The sequence below is a fragment of the Maridesulfovibrio sp. genome, from assembly GCF_965230075.1.
GTDB lineage: Bacteria > Desulfobacterota > Desulfovibrionia > Desulfovibrionales > Desulfovibrionaceae > Maridesulfovibrio.
Genome location: NZ_OZ245945.1, coordinates 4,452,374 through 4,472,014 on the forward strand (window position 1 = coordinate 4,452,374; position 19,641 = coordinate 4,472,014).

Here is a 19,641-nt window from a genome sequence, read left to right on the forward strand (position 1 = left end):
TCTTATTTCCCTCCAAGGCTTTTGAGGATGGGCTCCTCGAAATCGTCGGGGGTAGGCAGGTTTCCGGGCATGAAGCCGAAGAAATCACTGTCGGTAACGGTGCGGATGGAAAGACGCACGTCTTCGACCATCTGACCGAGGTTATGTTCAATAGTCAGGAATTTCTTACCCTGCTTGGCGAGCTTGTTGAGCTCTTCGGAGGGGAAGGGGTAAAGGGTGATGGGACGGAAAAGACCGACCTTGTGACCCTGAGCGCGTAGTTTGCGCACGGTGCTCTTTACGATACGTCCGATGGAGCCGTAGGCAACTACGATGAGTTCTGCATCTTCGGTTTCGAAGAGTTCCTGTTTGGTGTTCTTGGCCATGTCATCATACTTGGCCTGCAGGGCCTGGTTGTGGCCTGCAAGTGAACCTTCGGTGAGGAACAGGGACTTGATGATGCGGTGATCGCGGTCCTTGGCACCTTCAATGCGCCATTCGGTTCCTTCTTTTTCATCATGCTCTTTGACTTCCCGAGTGATAACGGGTTCTTTCATCTGACCGACGATGGCATCACCGAGGATCATAACCGGGTTGCGGTATTTGAAAGCGAGGTCGAAAGCTTCGATCACGAGATCATAGCACTCCTGACAGGTACCGGGGGCAAGAACGAGGGTGCGGTAGTCACCGTGTCCGCCGCCTTTGGTGGCCTGAAAGTAGTCACCCTGACTAGGGCCGATGTCACCGAGACCCGGTCCACCACGGTTCATGTTGACGATTACTGCGGGAAGCTGGCTACCTGCGAGATAGGAGATGGCTTCCTGTTTGAGGGATACACCGGGGCTGGAAGAGGAAGTCATGCAACGGGCACCGGCAGCAGCAGCGCCGATGAGCATGTTTGCAGCAGCAACTTCACTTTCAGCCTGAACGAATTCACCGCCGACTTTGGGCAGTTCTGCGGACATGTATTCCGGGATATCGTTCTGGGGGGTGATGGGGTAGCCGAAGTAGCATTTGAGCCCGGCTGCGATAGCGCCGCGGGAGATAGCCTCGTTGCCTTTGATGAAAAGCTTTTCGCCGTTCTTAGCCATACTATTCTCCTTTGGCCTTTTTGGTTCTGTAAACCCGGATAGCGATATCCGGACAGATCAGAGCACAGGAAGTACATCCGGTACACTTTTCCATATCCTCAGCCGCGACTTCAGCAACTTTGTAACCGTGCTGGTTGAATCGGTCGGATTGCCTTATGATTTCCTTTGGACAGACGGTGGTACAGAGCAGACAGCCTTTGCACCGTTCATCCAAAAATTTTACTCGTGACATCCTAAACTCCTGTTACCGTGGACAGAAAAGCCCGTTATATCAACGGGCTGGGACCAATAGAGTCTTATTTACTTGTAGGCAGTACATTTGAGAAATGTGACTGTTGAAAAACAAGGTATAGTTATTTGCGGTCAGGTGCAAATTTTTCCGAAAAAAATACGTCAGACCGTTATTTCTACCTTATTTTATATACATTGAATCGCCATAAGAGAAGAATCTGAATTGATTATCGACTGCTTCTGTATAAGCGTTCAGAACATTTTTCCTACCAGCGAGAGCGGAAATCATAATGACAAGGGATGATTCTGGCAAATGAAAATTGGTAATCATACGGTCGACGACCTTGAATTCAAAACCGGGGTAGATGAAAATATTTGTTTCTCCCTTGAATTCACAGATTTCCCCGGCCTGCTGAAAAGCGCCCTCAAGGGTCCGGGCTGAGGTGGTTCCAACAGCTATTACCGGTCTTCCTTCCTGCTTGGCCTTGATCACAGCCGCTGCGGTTTCTTCCGGGATTTCAATATATTCGCTATGCATTTCATGATCACGGATATCTTCAGCGCGTACTGGGCTAAATGTTCCGTAGCCTACATATAATGTAACTTCGGCCCTTTCGATGTTCTTGGCCTTGAGTTTTTCATTGATCTCTTCGGAAAAATGCAGTCCGGCAGTAGGGGCGGCTACTGACCCGGCCTTTTCATCGCAGGCGTAGAGGGTTTGGTAACGTTCATTGTCGGTTTCATCTGCAGCACGACGGATGTAGGGGGGCAGGGGAATCTTGCCGCATTCTTCAAAAATCTTTTTCAGGTCTCCTGTCCATTCGAGTTCAACTTCGGAAAGGCCGAACTTGCCCTTGCCCAGTACGGTAAGCTTCAGGCCGCCTTCAAAGAATATTTCATTTCCCGGTTTGGGACCTTTTGATGCCCGGAGCAGACCGCGGGCTTGCGCCTTGAATCCACCGGGAACCTCTTCGGCTTCGATAAGTGGCAGGGGGGTCAGCAGCAGGAATTCCACCCGGCCTCCGGTAGGCTTTGTGCCGAAGATGCGGGCCGGGACAACTTTTGAGTTGTTGGCTACCAGCAGGGCGCCTTCGGGAAGAAGATCCACAATGTCTGTGAAGTTTTTGATTTCGGTTTCACCGCTCTTTTGATCAAGGACCATGAGCTTGGAACCGTGGCGCATTACTGCGGGACATTGTGCTATCTGTGCTTCAGGTAATTCAAAGTCGTAGCTTTTAAGGAAAAAGTCTTCTGTATTTATGTTCATTTTTTCAGTTTTCATTATTGATGATAATCTGGTAAGAATCTTTACAGCAGACACCGCCAAGGTCTATGAATGCTGTGTTTGTTCTTTGATTGCCCAGTCAAACAAGGTTGTTTGATTGTCACGTTGATCACCAAATCCGGATTAGTTTATGAAATGGTTGTCAGTAGCTGAAATATCCAAGATTACGATGATCCCCGCTCCTACAGCAAGGCGCTATGCTTCGCTGTTCAAGGATTTTCTTTCCAGTAAAAAAATGGGCCGGGTAACCAAGTACCCTGAATCCGCAGTGGAAATCTTCAAACGCATCGTTACATTATATAATGATGGGATGGTTACCACGGAAATTGAGCAGCAGCTCCGGTCCGAATTTCCCCGCACTATTGAGATCAGCCCCTCCGAACGTGGCGTACCTGCCCAGCCGGCCATGAATATTCAGGCGGAGCTGAGCGGAGCATTTGCCGAGATGATGGACAAGATGAGCAAGTCACTTGAAGTGATTGCCGATCAGAAGTCAATCATTGAAGAGCAGCGCGAAGATATTTACAAGCTCAAAAAAGCTTTTGTTCTTCTTGCCCGCAGCCAGAAAAAAATCAAGGCTTTGCCGCAGCTCGATATTAAATCCATAACTGATGAGTATGACGAACGGACTAATGCCTTAGCGCAGAAGGACGTTGAGCTGGAGTGCGCTACCAGTGAATTAGCTCAGGAAAACACAGCCTTAAAGCATAAGCTTGAAGTTATGGAGTCTGAGCTCATTCGTTTGCGCAAGGACCGCAGGGAAATGGAAAATTATTTTATGGATAAGATCAAACGCCTGAACGGTTGATTTTCCTGCTTGCGGAATTGATTTTTTGCTCTCATGTCTGTAGAAAATGTCTAGATGATGCAGTGGTGATTTGGGATCAATGCTGCATAATTTACTGTATACAAATTATGTCCAGCCCAGCTGGCCTGAATTTCAATATGCATCGGCATTAAAATCGGAGGATTAAATATGCGTACTTTCATCAAAATGCTTCTTATTTCCATGATCTTTGTGGGGCTGACCGGTTGTCTGGCCGGAACCAACAAAACTTCTGAAGAACCTGTAGTTGCTACCACTGGTGCGACTGAAAGTTTCGAGGAATTCGTACCTTATACTGAATTTGATGACATTGCAGTTCCCAACGAACTGAGCAGGGTACCTGACCAGTCCTATGTTGCAGAAGACCAGTCTTTTAAGTATGGAAAAATCGTTCTCAAGGGACGTGTTGAAAACCAGTCACTCATCGATTTCTTTGTAAATCAGATGGCAAAAGACAACTGGACCAAAGAAAGATCCATTACCTCCACTGTTTCCACTCTTTCTTTTACCAAGCCTTACAAGAGCTGCACAGTGAGAATTTTTGACGGATCTTACAATACTGAAGTTGAAATCTACGCCGTTGAAATGAAGTCTGATTCCATGCCTTCTTCCGGCGGTATGCAGGAACAGAATATACAATAATGAATGAACATCTTAATTTTGACTGCTTTTTAGGAAAACGCATCCACCTCGGCGTCAGCGGTTCTATCGCAGCTTACAAGTCTCTGGACTTACTGCGCATGTTCCGTAAGGCCGGGATCGAAGTAAGCGTTACGCTTACATCAGGTGCGCAGGAATTTATCAGGGGCCTCAGTTATGAGGCCCTTGGTGCTTTTAAGGTCTGGGAGAAAATGTACCCGACCATGGACGACACCTTCGGGCATCTTGAGCCTGGACAGGCTGCTGATGCCATGCTCATTGCCCCGGCAACAGCTTCGGTGCTGGCGCGCATGACCCATGGTTTGGCAGATGACATGCTTTCCTGTCAGGCTCTGGCCTTTAACGGCCCCAAGCTGGTGGCCCCGGCCATGAATCCGGCTATGTGGGACGCTCCGGCTACCCGCGATAATTGCCGTGTGCTCGCTGAAAGAGGGGTTGAATTTATCGGTCCCGATTGTGGCGATGTGGCTTGCGGTGATCATGGACGTGGACGTCTTGCCTCTCTTGAATCCATTTATGCCCACGGCTTACGCGCTGTTGCTCCTGACGATATGAGCGGTAAGCATGTGCTGATCACTCTTGGACCTACCCGTGAAAAATGGGATGCAGTCCGCTTCTGGTCCAACCCTTCTTCCGGCTTGATGGGTGCTTCCATTGCTATGGCTGCATGGTTGCGCGGGGCCAAGGTCACAGTTGTTTCCGGTCCGGTGAACTGGTGGTTTCCTGAAGATATCGACGTGATCAAAGTTGATTCTGCTCAGCAGATGTTTGACGCTGCCACCGAGGTTTGGCCCAGCTGCACCACCGGGTGCTTCACCGCTGCGGTTGCTGACTTCAAGCCTATTCCTCACGGGGAAGGCAAATTCAAGAAAGCGGGCAGTGATGCTCTGCGGGTCGAATTTGATACCAACCCTGATATCTTGAAGACTATCGGGACCATGAAGAATGATGATCAACAGCTCATTGGTTTTGCAGCTGAGACTTCCAATATTCAGGAAGCCGCCAAGGGCAAACTTGAGCGTAAAAATCTGGACTTGATTGTTGCCAACCCCATCAACAAGCCCGGTGCTGGATTTGAGTCTTCCACTAACTCGGTCTATGTTCTGGACAGGGCAGGGCGGTCCGAAGAATGGCCCGATCTTGCTAAAACCGAAGTAGCGTGGCGCATATGGGATCACCTTCTGCTGAATTAAATGTACTTGAAAGTGTTAGGCCGTGGTATCAAAACGGCCTGCAATATGTTTTCAAGGATGCACTGCCCGGTATCGAGGAACTCGAGAAACCGAGAAGGCAGCAGCGTCCTGCTGCGCCCTCACAACCACGCCAGCAATATGCTCAGCAGGCTCCTCGCAGGCCACAGCAGTTCGCAGAACAGCAGGTGCAGTCTGCCGCTCAACAGCGTGGACAGCAGCAAGCTACTGTTCAGAATCAGCACCCGCAAGCTCAACCTGCACAATCCCAGCAACAGCAGCGGCCTTCTTTTGACCGTACCCCTCCGGCAAAGCCGTCTCGTATGCCCGTGCAGCGTAAGGCTCCGGTTCAACCTCAGGTCAATTTTCCTGATCCGCAGTCCTGGCCGGCTCCTTGGTCGAATCTTGCTTCGCGTATCACACCGCGTTTGCAGATTTTTTGGACTTATGCCCAGATGGGACAGGATTTATCCGGTCAGGCGGATGCAGCGCGTAGAAAGCTCTTTCAGTCTTTGATCGGTTATATGGGCTTACCCAAGGGAGCTATTTCTTTCTGGCCCTGTACCGCTTGGAACGGCAATGAGTTTGAAAACAAGTCTGACATCTTTTGGAAGGGAGTTGAGTCTTACGGTGTAAAGTTTGTGGCTTGCTTCGGAGATCAGGCCCGGACCATTATCGCCCCGGATGCACCCTCATCATCAGCATCAGTACATATTAACGGAGTGCAGATGCTTATGCTTCAGGATCCGGACTTCCTTAAGAATCTGCCTCCTGATGAGCAGCAGTTGCTCTGCATCTCGCTTTTGCGCCTACCTCTTTTCTAAAGTCGATTTTCATTTTGTAATTATGGACCCCGTCTTAATCAGGCGGGGTTTTCTTTTTCCATAGTTTATTTATTTCCTGTGATTTGGCATTATGAACTATAAAAGCCTATTTCATGGGAGTAGCTATGCATGGTTTAAAGAGGCGTTCAGGTTTCATTTATTGCTTGATCATCATGACGATGCTCTTCTTCGGCGTTTCAGCCAGTGCTGCATTTGCTAAACAAATGAGCGTGCTGTTGCTTGAATTTCAAGGGGGGATAAGTCCGGCTCAGGTTCATTTGCTTGAAGACGGCCTTGAGCGTGCTGGTGATGACGATCATGATCTTGTTTTGCTCAGGCTCGATACTCCGGGCGGTTTGGGTACATCCATGCGTGAGCTGGTCAAGATTATCATGAACAGCAAAATCCCGGTTTGTGTTTGGGTAGGTCCGGAAGGAGCTCGTGCAGCTTCGGCTGGAACATTTATTACAGCAGCGGCGCAGATTGCTGCCATGGCTCCCGGTACATCTATCGGGGCGGCCAGTTCGGTTTCCCCTTCCGGTGATGAACTTCCCGAGACCATGGCTAAGAAGGTGACCGGGGATATGGTTAGCTTGATTAAGGGGATTTCTCGCAAGAGGGGGCGTAATTATGAATGGTACGCCAAGTCTGTTCAGGATGGCATCAGTGTTGATGCTCAGGATGCGGTGACCTTGAATATTGTGGATTTCATGGCTCTTTCTGTTGATGATTTTTTGGAACAGCTGGGTGCGAGGGGAGTGCTCATTGATGGGCAGCGGGTCAAATTCTCAAAATCTGATGTGACGGTTACTGAATTTGAACCGGGATTTCGCTATGCTGTTCTTTCATGGCTTCTTGATCCGCAGGTTGCATATTTTCTTCTTTTGGGCGGAATGCTGGGGTTATTTTTTGAGCTCTCGCATCCCGGAGCTATTTTGCCCGGTGTGCTCGGTGCGTTTTGCCTCGTGACCGGCCTTTATGCCATGTCTGTTCTTCCCACCAATGCCGCCGGGTTGCTCTTACTTCTTCTCGGTGCCGTGCTTTTTATTCTTGAAGTTTTCATTGTCAGCTACGGATTGCTCAGTCTTGGAGCGGTGCTCAGTCTTTTTGTCGGGTCACTGGTACTTTTCAGGGAAGGAACTCCCGGTATTCCTCTGGAGACGATTCTTGGAACTGTACTTACCTTTGCCGCATTTGTCGGAGTCATTATCTATCTTGTGACCAAGGCGCAGATTTCCAGATCCGGTATGGGCATGGAAAGTATGGTCGGGCTTGAAGGTGAAGTTATTGCAGTGAAAGGGGAGCGCATGAAAGTCCGCGTGCGTGGAGAAATATGGAATGCGGAGACAAATGATAAAACTTTTTTTGATCCCGGGACCGCGATTGAGGTTGTTCAGGCCCATGGTCTGACCCTGATTGTTGTAAGAAAGAGCTGATCAACTTAATTTTTAGGGAGGCTTTTATGACTTTTTTTATTCCCGTTGTTTTACTTGTCGTTTTTTTTCTGATCACTGCCTTGAAAGTGCTGAACGAGTATGAACGTGGCGTGATTTTCAGATTGGGTAGAGTGATAAATGCTAAAGGTCCCGGGCTGATAATCCTGATTCCTATTGTTGACCGTATGGTCCGTGTCTCACTTAGAATTATGACTCTTGATGTACCCAATCAGGATGTTATCACTCGTGATAACGTTAGTATCAAGGTTAATGCGGTGGTCTATTTCAGGGTGACTGATCCGATCAAGGCTATATTAGAGGTAGAGGATTTTATGTTTGCCACATCTCAGCTTGCACAAACCACCTTGCGTAGCGTATGTGGAGGCGTTGAACTTGACGAGATACTTTCCCAGCGCGAAAAAGTGAACAGCGAGATTCAGGAAATTCTTGATACGCACACCGATCCCTGGGGCATTAAAGTCAGCACAGTCGAGCTCAAATATATTGACTTGCCGCAGGAAATGCAGCGCGCCATGGCCAAACAGGCCGAGGCTGAACGTGAGCGGCGAGCCAAGGTTATCAACGCACAGGGTGAGTTTCAGGCTGCTGACAAGTTGTCAGAAGCCGCTGAGATTATTTCTGCCCATCCTGAGGCATTGCAATTGAGATATCTGCAGACTTTGAGAGAAATGTCTGCTGAAGGAAAATCTTCCACCATAATCCCTCTTCCTCTTGATTTACTAAAGATGTTGGCGCCGTTAACCGGCAGAAGAGGGGCAATGGATAAAAAAGACCAAGAGAGCGATTAATAATGAAAGTCCTTGTAACAGGAGCAGCCGGATTTATCGGCTTTCACCTTTCCAAACGTCTTCTTGCCGAAGGCCATGAAGTTGTCGGCCTTGATATTCTTAATGATTACTATGATGTAAATGTTAAGAAGAACCGCCTCAAGCAAATTGAGGACAATGAAAAATTCACTTTTGCCTACATGGATATGGCTGATCGTGAAGCCATGGAAAATCTTTTTGCAAAAGAGAAGTTTACCCACGTGGTTAACCTCGCAGCTCAGGCTGGTGTTCGTTACTCCCTGATCAACCCTCAGGCTTACATTGATTCCAACGTAGTTGGATACATGAACATCCTTGAAGGTTGTCGCCATAACGGTGTTGAGCATCTCGTATATGCTTCTTCCAGCTCCGTTTACGGTCTGAACACAAACATGCCTTTTAGCGTGCATGATAATGTTGACCATCCTATCAGCATGTATGCGGCTACTAAGAAGTCTAACGAGCTGATGGCTCATTCCTACAGCCACCTTTACAATCTCCCCACCACCGGACTTCGTTTCTTTACTGTATACGGTCCTTGGGGCAGACCTGATATGGCTCTTTTCCTTTTCACCAAGGCTATCTTTGAAGATAAGCCGATCAATGTTTTCAACCACGGTAAAATGCTTCGCGATTTCACCTACATTGATGACATCGTTGAAGGTGTGATCAGGGTTATGAAGAACACCGCTACCCCCAACCCAGATTGGAATGGCGATGCTCCTGATCCGGGAACAAGTCCCGCACCTTTCCGTATCTACAATATAGGTAACAACCAGCCCACCGAGCTGATGCGTTACATCGAAGTTCTTGAAGAATGTATTGGCAAAAAGGCTGAAAAGAACATGATGCCTTTGCAGGCAGGTGATGTTCCTTCTACTTATGCAAACGTGGACGACCTTGTCCGTGATGTTGATTTCAAGCCTGAGACAACTGTTGAAGAAGGAATTGCCAAGTTTGTTGAATGGTACAGAGGTTACTACAACGTATAGTTTCTCGACCCATATCGAATTTATTAAGGCCGCTTTTTAAGCGGCCTTTTTTTGTGATGATCAATTAAATTGTATTTTTTTTAGTTTGCTGAAATATTTTATTAATTCATTTTTTGGCGGCAACAATCAGCTGATATTCCGGTTTTAACTATCCATTTTTTCCTCCCCTTTTCTTGATTTAAAGTTTTTTTCAGACTAGCTTTGGCTCTGTTGTTTTTGTGTCAACTTGGTTGAGATGTTTCACGTGAAACATGAAAAATTGAAATCTCATTAACAAGGTGGTTTCAAGTGGCAAAGAGAATTGTTGTAGCCAACCAGAAGGGTGGAGTAGGTAAAACCACTACCTCTATCAATCTTTCCGCTTCCCTTGCTGTGATGGAAAAGAAAGTCCTGCTTATTGATTGTGACCCGCAGGGGAACGGATCAAGCGGACTCGGCTTTTATCCCGGTGACTCCAGAGAAAACGTTTACTCTGTGCTTTTTGAGCCAGAGAGGGCAACGGACGCTATATATCAGACAGACATTCCCTATCTTTCACTCATGCCCGCAAGTCAGGATCTGGTCGGGGCTGAGATTGAACTCATCGATAAGATGGGGCGCGAATATTATCTAAAAGACCTCGTGGAGACAGTCGATGATGAGTACGATTATATCATTTTCGACTGCCCGCCATCGCTTGGGCTTCTGACCGTAAACGCTCTTTGTGCTGCAAAGGAGCTCTTGGTTCCGTTGCAGACAGAGTACTACGCACTTGAAGGTGTGGCTCAGCTGCTGATGACTTTTGAGCTGGTTAAGAAGAGGTTAAACCCGGATCTTTCCGTATTGGGTGTGGTTCTGACCATGTACGACAAGCGCAACAGGCTTGCCCGTCAGGTTAAAAATGAAGTGCGTAAGGCTTTTCCGGACAGTCTTTTTGAAACCATTGTTCCGCGAAATGTGCGTCTTTCTGAGGCTCCGAGTTTCGGAAAACCTGCAATATCCTATGATGCAAAATCAAATGGAGCCATGGCCTACTTAAGTCTGGCGCAGGAAGTGGTTAAGCGTCACAAAGAAGAATAGAATAAAAAAAGGCCGACATTGCTGTCGGCCTTGAATTGTGCGTATGGTGAAAAGAAAGATTAATAGCGAGCTTCAAAATTCGTATCTTTTTCTTCAACGTAAGGCGTACATTCAACGGTAATTTCATCTTTGAAATGTTTTTTGACAATGCGTGCTTGGCACTGGGTGCACTTAAATGAAACAAGTCCGCCGAGGTTACAGGACATGAGCCTGAACTTGCGGGGATCATCTTTTTCCCAGTCCTCGGTTCTACTACCGCAGAGTTCACAGTGTACATCGGTATCCACAGGGTAGGGGAAGTCCCAATACTCTTTCAAAGTTTCCCATTCACCGATGGGCTCCGGGCGTTCCGCCGGTGCTTCTTTAGGGAGTAGGTCTTTGATCATTGGTTTGACTTTTGCCCAGAGATCCGCGGTGAGCAGGGCACCAATCAGGTTGCCGTTTTTATCAAAAAGTTCGGTGAGATTATCATCGTGTTTAGACATGTAGCCTCCGACGTCATTGTTATTGATGAGTTCGGGATACAATAATCACGGTTTCGATCAAGTCAAAGGAAATATTATCAGGCTCTGCATGGCGGAGCTGAAAACATAAGGAGAAAATCCATGGCAGGTGTCACTGGCGGTTTAGGAAGGGGACTGGATGCCCTTCTCGGAGGCGGCAAGGGCGTAGATGAAAACTCAACTTCCGAAGTTTCAATAGATGCGCGGAAGATTGATATTGATATGGTTATTGCCAACCCGAACCAGCCGCGTAAGGAGTTTTCTCCTGAAGCGCTCAAGGATCTCTCCGAATCCATTCGCGCAAAAGGCGTCCTGCAGCCTATTCTGGTCCGTCCTATCGCTGGCCGCAAAGATCGTTTCGAGTTGGTTGCAGGTGAGCGCCGTCTGCGGGCATCCAAGCTGGCCGGACTAGGAGAGATTCCTGCTTTGGTTAAGGAGATGACCGATCTTGAGAGCATGGCCATTGCCCTGATCGAAAACCTGCAGCGTGAAGATCTGAACCCCATTGAAGAGGCCAAAGGTTATCAGGAATTGATCACCAAGTTCGGACTCAGTCAGGAGCAGCTCTCCGGTCAGGTGGGCAAAAGCCGTTCAGCTCTTTCCAACTCAATGCGCCTGTTGACCCTTTCCGAGCCTGTCCAAAACGCCATCGGAGATGGTAAAATCTCTGCCGGTCATGGACGGGCACTCATGGCTGTGGCTGATGATGATGCCCGTGATGAACTCTTCGACAGACTGATGAGCAGCGGTATGTCTGTGCGTCAGTGTGAAGGTGCGGCGACATATTTCAAGGAACATGGAGAGCTTCCCGAAGGTGAAGTTGTTGCCAAGCCTAAATCAAAAAGAAGCAAGAACAAGGAACCCAAAAAGGTTGATGAAAACCTTGAGCGCATCAAGGGCCGTCTTGAGTCCGCCCTTGAGACTAAAATCAGTTTCAGCGGTTCCCCCAAAAAAGGTAAAATGACCATCAGCTACGCTAATGAAGAAGAGCTTGAGCGTCTGGTGGCTATCCTCGAACTTCGTTCTTAAAGGAAAAGAAAGGAATGGATAATAAAATTTTAAGCATTCTCCCGGAATTAAAAGACCGTAAGGTGCTCATCATCGGGGACGTGATGCTTGATCATTATGTGATTGGCTCAGTTGAACGCATCTCGCCTGAAGCCCCGGTTCCAGTGGTGCAGGTTACCGAAGAAAAGTATCTGCTTGGCGGGGCCGGAAACGTGGCCCGCAATATAGCGGCTCTCGGCGGAGAACCTCATTTGACCGGATTTGTCGGCCATGACGGCGAAGGGCGGGTTTTTGAGAAGCTTTGCTACGAGTCCAATATTCCCTATTCCCTGTATGAAGCTGATGATCGCCCGACAACCAAGAAGACACGGGTCATGGCCCATAATCAGCAGATGGTCCGTGTTGACCGGGAAAAAACTGTTGATTTTGCCGATTCGCTTATGGATCAGCTTTTTGAATTTCTTGAGCGGGAAATTTGTGATTACAAGGTGGTTATCCTTTCTGATTATGGAAAGGGGCTGCTTTCGGATTCCTTCTTTGAGCGTTTCTGGAAACTTCTGGAAGAAAAGAGTCACAAGCCGCATATTCTGGTCGATCCTAAGACTGTTAACTACGATCGCTACCAGTCTGTCAGCATGCTTACCCCCAACTCCAAGGAAGCCGGGGAGGGGGCCAATATGCAGGTCAAAACCAGAGAAGATGTTCTGGAAGCAGGACGCAGGCTTTTTGACCGTATCGATCCAACCCATCTGTTGATCACCCTCGGCGGTGACGGTATGGCTCTTTTTGAATCAAGGGATGTGGTCAAGCATGTACCCACATTCGCTCGCAAGGTTTTTGATGTAACCGGTGCCGGTGATACAGTTATCGCGACTCTCGGACTCGGTCTTGCCGCAGGTTTTGATCCTCTTACTTCTGCGGTACTGGCGAACTATGCTGCCGGGATCGTTGTTGGGCAGGTTGGTGCGGCCACTGCTTCCGTTGATGAACTGGCTGAAGCTGTGCGCAATTGGCCCAAGCCGGAAGTGAATGTCTGGAACGAATAGGATTTGTATAATTTAAAAATAAGGCAAAGTAGTGTATACTGCTTTGTCTGAATTAAATTATAAAAGGATGTTTCGGGGAGGAGTTTTGAATACACAGGTTAACAGGCTAAAGAAGTTGATTCAGGCCAATGAGGTTTTGGCCAGTATAGAGTCATTGGTTGATCTGCTGCCTCAATTGCTAAGGCTGGCTCAGGATGTGACCGGTGCTGAAGCTTCCTCGATCATGCTTTACAATGAAAAAAAGAATGTCCTTGAATTCGCTTGGGCCATGAATGATGTACTCGGTGATAAGGCCATGAAGAATCTCAAAACCGGATTTGAATTGCCCATGGGGCAGGGCATTGCCGGATGGGTAGCTGATCATCGGGAAGCCCTGAATGTATTTGATGCCCAGAATGATGACCGCTTCTCCAAGGTAGCGGACAAAAAAACCGGTTTTGTTACCAAATGTATTCTCTGCACCCCCATTATTCATCAGGGTAAGCTCCTGGGGGTTGTGCAGGTCCTTAATTCAATCGATAAGGAATGTTTTGGCAAAGAAGACGAGGAGCTTCTCGAAAGCTTCGGTCATTTGGCCGGGGTTGCCCTTGTCCGCTCCGAACTCATGTTGCAGCGGTTGAATCAACAAAAGTTCGAAACACAGCTGGAGGCCGCAGCCCGTATTCAGAAACAGTTCAATCCCCGCCAGCCGGAATTGAAAGGCGAAAATCTCATTTGGGGCAGTTCCATTCCAGCCCAATTTGTTGGTGGGGATTTGTACGATTTTATACCCAATTCCGACGGAAGCTGGTATATTTATGTGGCTGACGTTTCCGGTAAGGGGTTGCCTGCGGCATTAATCATGTCCGCCCTGTGGACCAGAATCAGGGCCGAAGCGCTGGTTGAAAGGACTCCCGGTGAAATGCTCAAGGCGGTCAATGCCGGTGCCTATGAATTCATGAACGGTGAAGTCTTCGCGACCATGGTTCTTTTGCGGTACTTTCCGGAAAGTGGAAAATGTGAATTTGCTTTGGCAGGGCATCCTGCTCCCTTACTGGTGGCTGACGGTAAAGCTGAGTCTCTTGAAAGGCCTTTTGGCTTGCCGGTGGGTATTCTCGATGAAGGGGATTTCGGGACCAGCGAATTTGTGCTTGATAAAGGAGAATCCTTGATCATCGTTACAGACGGGGTTGATGAAGCCAGGGCCGGTGATGGTGAATTTTTCGGAGAAGAGCGTATGGAAAAAATTCTCAGGCAGGGGGGAACGCCCAGAGCCGGGGAGAAACTTCTTAAGGCTGTTGCTGACTGGAGAGGGGAGACTCCCCCCAATGATGACACGACCGTTGTTGAAATATATCGGGCTTAATGTTGCCTGATTGGGTAGCAAGGAGATTTTTATGGGTACAGTCTGGAAAATGGAATCCTCAGTGGAGGAAGTCCTGATCAAAATCAGCGGTGAAGTTGATTTTACCGGGACCCCTGATCTCCGGAAAAAAATGCATGACTTTGTTGAACAGACTTCCGGTGAGGTACGGGTCGACCTTTCCGAGCTGGAGTATCTGGACAGTTCCGGTTTGGCTTCATTGATTGAGCTGCGCAGAATACTGGACAAGGACAGCCGTACAGTGAAGATCATTGCCGTTACGGATCAGGTGGACAGGCTCTTAAACCTTACGCAGGTAAAGTCCTTGTTCGGAATGGACTAATTAAGCTGTTCCGGCATGGCAGGAAAGGGAGTTGTTCAGGATGAATGGATTGCAGGTTCTTGCATGGATGGTTTCCAGACTCCTTGGCAGCCTGCGCCTTTCGCCCGGAAATAAAAAATCATTTTACCGCAAAAGACTCCTTCGTGATCTTGCCTCTGTCGGGGCGGATTCCATCCCCATCGTCAGTGTTATCGCCGCCTGTACAGGCATCATTCTCGCCTTACAGTCCGCCCAGCAATTGGAAAAGGTCGGCGCCATCAGTTATGTGGCCAACCTCGTGGGCGTGACCATTATTCGTGAGCTGGGTCCTTTGCTCACCGCCATCATTGTTACCGGCCGTTCCGGAGCCGCCTTTACCGCAGAAATCGCTACCATGCAGATTTCCGAGGAAATAGATGCCCTTGAAGTTATGGGCATAGAACCAGTCCGATTCCTTGTCGTCCCCAAGATGATTGCCATGCTGATCATGGTGCCCTGCCTGACTGTTTGGGCCGATTTTGTGGGTATCTTTTCCGGTGGGGCCTTTTCCGCCATTGCCCTTGGCATTAATGAAGTCACTTACTTCAATAATTCCGTAGAATTTCTCAAATTACGCGACGTGCTGGCCGGATTGGTCAAGGCCGGGGGGTTTGCCGTGGCTATTACTATTATCGGTTGCTGGCAGGGGTTCCTTGCCCGTGAAGGGGCAGCTGATGTAGGGCGCAAGACAACCAATTCTGTCGTTATCTCCATATTTATGATAATCTTGCTGGACCTGTTCTTTACAGCACTTAACTTTATTTTCAGGTAGCAGATCATGAAATTATCAAGGGTTGCACAGGACATAACGCTGAAGAAGCTCAGCCTTGGTTATCCGGGTAAAGTGCTCATGGAGGACCTGAATGCTGTACTGCCTGCCGGAAAGATCAGCGTGATCCTAGGTGGTTCCGGGTGCGGCAAGTCGACCTTGCTGCGTCATATTCTCGGTTTGAACACTCCGGTATCCGGAGAAATATTTTTGGGGGATACGAACCTGACCGCTCTGGAGGATGAGCGGGAATACAAGCAGATACGTACTCGTATGGGCGTGCTTTTTCAGGATGGTGCCATGCTCGGTTCGCTGACTCTTGGTGAGAATGTTGCCCTGCCCTTGCAGGAGCATACTGAGCTTCCGGATACCATTATTGAGGAAGTTGTGCAGATGAAATTGCGCATGGTCGGCTTGGGGGATTTTATGCATTTCTTCCCCAGCCAGCTTTCCGGCGGCATGCGTAAGAGGGCAGGGCTGGCAAGGGCCATGGTCATGGACCCCACCACATTGCTTTGCGATGAACCGTCCTCGGGGTTGGACCCCATTACTGCCGCAGACCTTGATCAGCTGATCCTCAAGCTCAAGGAAACTTTCCATGTGACCACTGTTGTGGTGACCCATGATCTGGACAGCCTCTTCAACATTGCCGATCACGTGGTGGTTCTGCATAAGGGGCGCTGTTTATATCAGGGTGATATTGAAGGGCTGAAGCAGTCCGATGATGAATATATAATAGACTTTCTGGAACGTAGACCCACGGATCTTGATCCCAGCATGGAAAGGGCTGTTAAGTTCCGCAGCAGGTTCTGATTAGGAGATATGTGATGGTTCTCAATCCGCGCAGCTCGGCTGCCGATATGATCAAAGCTGCTTTGGCTGTTCTTGCCGGACTGACAGTCCTCGGCTTGTTCATTGTGTTTTTGGGCGGGCATGATTTCTTTTCCGACTATTCGCAGTACAAAATTCTTTTCCGCAATGTGAAAGACCTGACTCCCGGACGTCCGGTCAAGTATGCCGGCTTAAGCGTGGGCAAGGTGGACACAATCAACGTAGACGCTGAAAACCCCGGACGCATTTCCGTGATCATCAATGTGGATCGTGATTTCCCTCTCTACCGTGGTACTACGGCCATGGTTACCCAGAAGGGGTTGGTTGGTGATAACTATATCCTTTTGGAGTTGCGCGGGGATGCCGGAAGTAAGTTGTCTGAAGGCGACTCAATCCCTTCGACAGTGAAAATGAGTATGAACGAAGTGGCTGCTGAAATGGGCCGCTCGGTCGCCGCGCTTACCCCTCAGCTGGAAAAGGCCGTAAATGCCTTTGAGATGCTTTTTTCCCCTGAGAATATGTCCAACATCGGAAAAAGTCTGAAAATGGCTCCTGAGGTGCTTGCTGAAACCAATGCAACACTGGTCACTTTCCGTAATGAATGGAAAAAGTTGGCCGGAGCCGGTGCCGGGGCCATGAATAACGGTTCCAAAAATATTACCGTACTGACCAATGAGCTTATCGATACCCTGCAGAAAGTCGAAACAGCGATCGCTACCCTGCAGGGCGATATGAGTGACACCCTTGGCGGTGTCGGCAATGATGTAACGCGCGCGGTGGACGGTATCGAGGGGTTGACCGCGGACTTGCGGCGTAATGTTGAGTACGATCAGGAAGAACTGGAAATAATTTTAATGAACATCAACCGTCTTTCCCGGGAAATGAACCGCTTGGCCCGGTCACTGCGTGAACGTCCGTGGCAGGTTTTAAATCCTCCGCAGGGGGCTGAAAATGAGTAGTAGATTTTTACCCATCGCAATTTTGATTTTTGCACTATCCTGTACTGGGTGTATAGGCGGAAAATCAGTGGAATCATCCTATCTGCGGGTCGACGGTTACCGCTCTATCGGTGAATGTGAGAGGGTGAACCCGGATATGCCCCGTCTGGCCCTGAAAAGATTCAGCAGTCTGCCAGCGTTGGATCGCGAGACTGTGATCGTCGCTAAAGGGCAGGTCATGAAGCCTGATTACCGTTGGAGCTGGGAAGGAACTCCGGCGGAAATTTTCGACCTTGTGGCCGGACCTGCGCTGAATTGTATGAACAGTTACGAAGTTATTAGCCCGTATCGTCCGGGAATTGAAAAAGACCTTGTCCTTTCAGGAGTGATTACCTCATTTGAGATTCAGCGTCGCGGGGGGGATGCTTTTAAGGTCGCGGTGCGTTATTCACTCTGGGACGGAAGCAGCAAGAATCTGCTGGCCAGAAAGCTGGTAGAGGCTGAAGCCCCGGTTAAGTCCATGCGCGGTGAAGCCATTGCTCAGGCTGCGCAGGAGGCTGTTGACGGGCTCATGAAGAACACCATTCTCTGGATTGATGGACTGGGAGGGGAGATGCTCTCCCGGACCGCGGGGCGTTAATGTATTTTATTGCGGCCATAGCCGAATCACGGATTAAGGAAGCTGAGCGCAAAGGAGAATTTGAGGATCTTCCCGGCAAAGGCAAGCCCCTTGAGCTGGAAGATGACTCCATGGTTCCCCCTGAACTGCGTATGGCGTATAAGGCTTTGAAAAATGGCGGCTATCTGCCACCAGAGATGCAGCTTAGAAAAGATATTCATTCTGCGCTTGATTTGCTTGAATATATGGAAGATGAAAAGGAACGCTATACTCAGATGCAGAAGGTAAATCTGCTTTTTGAACGCATCAAGAATATGCGTGGAAAGGAAATAGCCATTGACGAGGAAGATGAATATTACAAAAGCATAGTTGAGCGCATCACCCTACAGAGCAGGATAACCAAGGAAAACGAGGGATGATTTCTAAAAATTTCAAAGTCGGGCTTACCGGTCTGGCTTTATTGTTTGTTACAGCCGGAATGCCCATGCAGGGAAATGCGGCGTCCAAAGAAAGAGTGGGGCAGTCATATATTGAGGTGCCCTCCCAGTTGCGGAAGGGGACCACAAGATCCCTGAAAAGCTATGTTTCCCAGTTGCTGAGTAAAAAATATGTTAGCGCGACCAAACTGTACGAACCGCCTTTTGAAGGGATTGAAGATAAGCTTTATATTTCTGTAAAAAGGGAAAAGGCCATGCCGATCATCGCCGGGGGAGTTTCCTCCTATGCCGGGAATGAAGAAGGACTGGCCGCTGCTCTTTATGACGGCACAGTACGGATCTGGAGCAAGCATCAATGCCGTAAAGTTCGTTTGCCCGGTGGTGGCGGTGCCCTGCAGACCGGGTACGGCCCCGGCAGCCCGACCCTTGCGGCCACAGGCCGTGACGGTGACCAGATTTATGTTTTTGATCTTGATGAGTGTTCAAGAATACCGGGTGAGATCCCTATTAAGCACGGTCCGGTCAGGATGATGGCCCTTGCCCGTACCGGGGAATGGCTCGGAGTCATCGATAGTTTCAATACCTTGCTTTGCGGTCCTGTTTCCGGACCGCTTCAGGAAATATCGGTTCTCGAAGGAACCCCGCTTTACCTCGGCTACACACCGGGGCAGGGTGTTCTGGTAGCTGTGGAAGCTTCCGGCAGGATCATCAAGCAGGGGATGAAGACGCAGACCCGTATGGATTCTGATGAAGTCCCCGGAGGGCCCTTTGTAGACGCCCGCATGGCCGGATATGTGGTCTGCTTGACCCGTGATAACGGCAGCGAGGTCTTCTGGGACCTGAGTAAAAGGGCAACAGTCAAGAAATCTGAAGCCCTGCAACAGGAACCGGCCTGGATATATAAACGCAACGGCGGGTTGGTTTATTCCACAGGTGTGGACCGCTGGAAAATTACTGAGCATCTGGGCATGCCCATGTTCATTGTTTCCTATTCTGCCACTGAAAAGTTACTCAGGGTTCGTGACCTCGACCGCGAAACCCGTTACTATAGTGTATTGGATGGTAAGGAAATTACCGGATCTGTCGCTGAAGACTGGAAATTGATTTCACCGAGCAAAGGCGTATATACGATAGGTGGAAAGCAATTTCGTCTCTATGATATAGTCTGCCAGAAAGGAACAATGCGTCTTTACGGCAGGCATATTGAGGATAAGGGGTTTTATCTTTGGTGGGAAAATGTCGGGGCTCCGAAGAATTTGAATCCCCATCCCATGGAATTGCCCGTACGTGAATCTATGTTGGCTGATAAGCCGGTCATGTGGGTACCCCTTGTTGAAGGTGAAGTAAGATAACTGCTATTCTCTACTGGCGGTCCATTAGGTCCGCA

General features: G+C 48.9%; 22 protein-coding genes. 18 read left to right on the forward strand and 4 right to left on the reverse strand.

The features are described from left to right. Positions 1-2 precede the first annotated feature (2 nt). From ACO05Z_RS20055 to queA, 3 genes are all read right to left on the reverse strand, one after another. On the reverse strand, positions 3-1,070 hold the full coding sequence (locus ACO05Z_RS20055) for a 3-methyl-2-oxobutanoate dehydrogenase subunit VorB (RefSeq protein ID WP_421903963.1): 1,068 nt from the start codon (positions 1,068-1,070) through the stop codon (positions 3-5). A gap of 1 nt (position 1,071) precedes the next feature. Then, entirely contained in the window at positions 1,072-1,302 is a 231-nt protein-coding gene (locus ACO05Z_RS20060) for a 4Fe-4S binding protein (protein WP_421903964.1), read from the reverse strand. 180 nt (positions 1,303-1,482) lie between these two features. Next, positions 1,483-2,568: a tRNA preQ1(34) S-adenosylmethionine ribosyltransferase-isomerase QueA gene (gene queA / locus ACO05Z_RS20065; protein ID WP_421903965.1), complete on the reverse strand. Its 1,086-nt coding sequence runs from the start codon at positions 2,566-2,568 to the stop codon at positions 1,483-1,485. A 148-nt stretch (positions 2,569-2,716) separates the two neighbouring features. Between queA and ACO05Z_RS20070 the strand changes: the two genes are divergently transcribed. From ACO05Z_RS20070 to ACO05Z_RS20105, 8 genes are all read left to right on the forward strand, one after another. Beyond that, complete coding sequence (locus ACO05Z_RS20070; protein WP_421903966.1) at positions 2,717-3,394, forward strand: hypothetical protein; 678 nt, start codon at positions 2,717-2,719, stop codon at positions 3,392-3,394. A 168-nt stretch (positions 3,395-3,562) separates the two neighbouring features. Further along, positions 3,563-4,054: a hypothetical protein gene (locus ACO05Z_RS20075; protein ID WP_421903967.1), complete on the forward strand. Its 492-nt coding sequence runs from the start codon at positions 3,563-3,565 to the stop codon at positions 4,052-4,054. Beyond that, positions 4,054-5,265, forward strand: coding sequence for a bifunctional phosphopantothenoylcysteine decarboxylase/phosphopantothenate--cysteine ligase CoaBC (gene coaBC / locus ACO05Z_RS20080; protein ID WP_421903968.1), 1,212 nt, complete (start codon positions 4,054-4,056; stop codon positions 5,263-5,265). Before ACO05Z_RS20075 ends, coaBC begins: the two co-directional genes overlap by 1 nt. After that, a complete protein-coding gene (locus tag ACO05Z_RS20085) occupies positions 5,241-6,086 on the forward strand; it encodes a hypothetical protein (RefSeq protein WP_421903969.1) in 846 nt (281 codons plus the stop codon). Before coaBC ends, ACO05Z_RS20085 begins: the two co-directional genes overlap by 25 nt. A 125-nt stretch (positions 6,087-6,211) precedes the next feature. Further along, positions 6,212-7,522 (forward strand): NfeD family protein, encoded by a 1,311-nt coding sequence (locus ACO05Z_RS20090; RefSeq protein WP_421903970.1) that lies wholly within the window; start codon positions 6,212-6,214, stop codon positions 7,520-7,522. Positions 7,523-7,548: 26 nt separating this feature from the next. After that, positions 7,549-8,331 carry a slipin family protein gene (locus ACO05Z_RS20095; RefSeq protein WP_421903971.1) on the forward strand — a complete coding sequence of 261 codons (783 nt, stop codon included), beginning with the start codon at positions 7,549-7,551 and terminating at the stop codon, positions 8,329-8,331. Positions 8,332-8,333: 2 nt separating this feature from the next. After that, a complete protein-coding gene (locus ACO05Z_RS20100; protein WP_421903972.1) occupies positions 8,334-9,341 on the forward strand; it encodes an NAD-dependent epimerase in 1,008 nt (335 codons plus the stop codon). Positions 9,342-9,629: 288 nt separating this feature from the next. After that, the gene (locus ACO05Z_RS20105; protein ID WP_421903973.1) at positions 9,630-10,400 is read left to right on the forward strand and encodes a ParA family protein; all 771 of its coding nucleotides are present in this window, start codon (positions 9,630-9,632) and stop codon (positions 10,398-10,400) included. A gap of 59 nt (positions 10,401-10,459) precedes the next feature. On the opposite strand, the gene ACO05Z_RS20110 is transcribed toward ACO05Z_RS20105, so the two are convergent. Next, on the reverse strand, positions 10,460-10,885 hold the full coding sequence (locus tag ACO05Z_RS20110) for a hypothetical protein (protein ID WP_421903974.1): 426 nt from the start codon (positions 10,883-10,885) through the stop codon (positions 10,460-10,462). A 120-nt stretch (positions 10,886-11,005) separates the two neighbouring features. On the opposite strand from ACO05Z_RS20110, the gene ACO05Z_RS20115 reads away from it, so the two are divergent. The 10 genes from ACO05Z_RS20115 to ACO05Z_RS20160 all read left to right on the forward strand — a co-directional run bounded on the left by ACO05Z_RS20115 (position 11,006) and on the right by ACO05Z_RS20160 (position 19,606). Then, positions 11,006-11,932: a ParB/RepB/Spo0J family partition protein gene (locus tag ACO05Z_RS20115; protein ID WP_421903975.1), complete on the forward strand. Its 927-nt coding sequence runs from the start codon at positions 11,006-11,008 to the stop codon at positions 11,930-11,932. Between the two features lie 14 nt (positions 11,933-11,946). Then, the gene (gene rfaE1 / locus ACO05Z_RS20120) at positions 11,947-12,957 is read left to right on the forward strand and encodes a D-glycero-beta-D-manno-heptose-7-phosphate kinase (protein ID WP_421903976.1); all 1,011 of its coding nucleotides are present in this window, start codon (positions 11,947-11,949) and stop codon (positions 12,955-12,957) included. An 85-nt stretch (positions 12,958-13,042) separates the two neighbouring features. Beyond that, positions 13,043-14,302 (forward strand): SpoIIE family protein phosphatase, encoded by a 1,260-nt coding sequence (locus ACO05Z_RS20125; RefSeq protein WP_421903977.1) that lies wholly within the window; start codon positions 13,043-13,045, stop codon positions 14,300-14,302. A gap of 31 nt (positions 14,303-14,333) precedes the next feature. Next, on the forward strand, positions 14,334-14,642 hold the full coding sequence (locus ACO05Z_RS20130; protein WP_421903978.1) for an STAS domain-containing protein: 309 nt from the start codon (positions 14,334-14,336) through the stop codon (positions 14,640-14,642). Between the two features lie 40 nt (positions 14,643-14,682). Next, entirely contained in the window at positions 14,683-15,432 is a 750-nt protein-coding gene (locus ACO05Z_RS20135; protein WP_421903979.1) for an MlaE family ABC transporter permease, read from the forward strand. A gap of 6 nt (positions 15,433-15,438) precedes the next feature. Further along, positions 15,439-16,242, forward strand: a complete 804-nt coding sequence (locus ACO05Z_RS20140; protein ID WP_421903980.1) for an ABC transporter ATP-binding protein — start codon at positions 15,439-15,441, stop codon at positions 16,240-16,242. A 14-nt stretch (positions 16,243-16,256) separates the two neighbouring features. Further along, entirely contained in the window at positions 16,257-17,219 is a 963-nt protein-coding gene (locus ACO05Z_RS20145) for an MlaD family protein (RefSeq protein WP_421903981.1), read from the forward strand. Continuing rightward, the gene (locus ACO05Z_RS20150; protein WP_421903982.1) at positions 17,212-17,838 is read left to right on the forward strand and encodes an ABC-type transport auxiliary lipoprotein family protein; all 627 of its coding nucleotides are present in this window, start codon (positions 17,212-17,214) and stop codon (positions 17,836-17,838) included. Before ACO05Z_RS20145 ends, ACO05Z_RS20150 begins: the two co-directional genes overlap by 8 nt. After that, positions 17,838-18,236, forward strand: a complete 399-nt coding sequence (locus ACO05Z_RS20155; RefSeq protein ID WP_421903983.1) for a DnaJ family domain-containing protein — start codon at positions 17,838-17,840, stop codon at positions 18,234-18,236. The genes ACO05Z_RS20150 and ACO05Z_RS20155 overlap by 1 nt, the downstream gene beginning before the upstream one ends. Continuing rightward, positions 18,233-19,606, forward strand: a complete 1,374-nt coding sequence (locus tag ACO05Z_RS20160; RefSeq protein ID WP_421903984.1) for a WD40 repeat domain-containing protein — start codon at positions 18,233-18,235, stop codon at positions 19,604-19,606. Before ACO05Z_RS20155 ends, ACO05Z_RS20160 begins: the two co-directional genes overlap by 4 nt. Positions 19,607-19,641 lie beyond the last annotated feature (35 nt).

What these genes read in the sequence shown, in the direction of transcription:
- ACO05Z_RS20055 (WP_421903963.1), bottom strand. Translation starts at nt 1,070, where the DNA reads ATGGCTAAGAACGGCGAAAAGCTTTTCATCAAAGGCAACGAGGCTATC.
- ACO05Z_RS20060 (WP_421903964.1), bottom strand. Translation starts at nt 1,302, where the DNA reads ATGTCACGAGTAAAATTTTTGGATGAACGGTGCAAAGGCTGTCTGCTC.
- queA (WP_421903965.1), bottom strand. Translation starts at nt 2,568, where the DNA reads ATGAACATAAATACAGAAGACTTTTTCCTTAAAAGCTACGACTTTGAA.
- ACO05Z_RS20070 (WP_421903966.1), top strand. Translation starts at nt 2,717, where the DNA reads ATGAAATGGTTGTCAGTAGCTGAAATATCCAAGATTACGATGATCCCC.
- ACO05Z_RS20075 (WP_421903967.1), top strand. Translation starts at nt 3,563, where the DNA reads ATGCGTACTTTCATCAAAATGCTTCTTATTTCCATGATCTTTGTGGGG.
- coaBC (WP_421903968.1), top strand. Translation starts at nt 4,054, where the DNA reads ATGAATGAACATCTTAATTTTGACTGCTTTTTAGGAAAACGCATCCAC.
- ACO05Z_RS20085 (WP_421903969.1), top strand. Translation starts at nt 5,241, where the DNA reads ATGGGATCACCTTCTGCTGAATTAAATGTACTTGAAAGTGTTAGGCCG.
- ACO05Z_RS20090 (WP_421903970.1), top strand. Translation starts at nt 6,212, where the DNA reads ATGCATGGTTTAAAGAGGCGTTCAGGTTTCATTTATTGCTTGATCATC.
- ACO05Z_RS20095 (WP_421903971.1), top strand. Translation starts at nt 7,549, where the DNA reads ATGACTTTTTTTATTCCCGTTGTTTTACTTGTCGTTTTTTTTCTGATC.
- ACO05Z_RS20100 (WP_421903972.1), top strand. Translation starts at nt 8,334, where the DNA reads ATGAAAGTCCTTGTAACAGGAGCAGCCGGATTTATCGGCTTTCACCTT.
- ACO05Z_RS20110 (WP_421903974.1), bottom strand. Translation starts at nt 10,885, where the DNA reads ATGTCTAAACACGATGATAATCTCACCGAACTTTTTGATAAAAACGGC.
- ACO05Z_RS20115 (WP_421903975.1), top strand. Translation starts at nt 11,006, where the DNA reads ATGGCAGGTGTCACTGGCGGTTTAGGAAGGGGACTGGATGCCCTTCTC.
- rfaE1 (WP_421903976.1), top strand. Translation starts at nt 11,947, where the DNA reads ATGGATAATAAAATTTTAAGCATTCTCCCGGAATTAAAAGACCGTAAG.
- ACO05Z_RS20130 (WP_421903978.1), top strand. Translation starts at nt 14,334, where the DNA reads ATGGGTACAGTCTGGAAAATGGAATCCTCAGTGGAGGAAGTCCTGATC.
- ACO05Z_RS20135 (WP_421903979.1), top strand. Translation starts at nt 14,683, where the DNA reads ATGAATGGATTGCAGGTTCTTGCATGGATGGTTTCCAGACTCCTTGGC.
- ACO05Z_RS20140 (WP_421903980.1), top strand. Translation starts at nt 15,439, where the DNA reads ATGAAATTATCAAGGGTTGCACAGGACATAACGCTGAAGAAGCTCAGC.
- ACO05Z_RS20145 (WP_421903981.1), top strand. Translation starts at nt 16,257, where the DNA reads ATGGTTCTCAATCCGCGCAGCTCGGCTGCCGATATGATCAAAGCTGCT.
- ACO05Z_RS20150 (WP_421903982.1), top strand. Translation starts at nt 17,212, where the DNA reads ATGAGTAGTAGATTTTTACCCATCGCAATTTTGATTTTTGCACTATCC.
- ACO05Z_RS20155 (WP_421903983.1), top strand. Translation starts at nt 17,838, where the DNA reads ATGTATTTTATTGCGGCCATAGCCGAATCACGGATTAAGGAAGCTGAG.
- ACO05Z_RS20160 (WP_421903984.1), top strand. Translation starts at nt 18,233, where the DNA reads ATGATTTCTAAAAATTTCAAAGTCGGGCTTACCGGTCTGGCTTTATTG.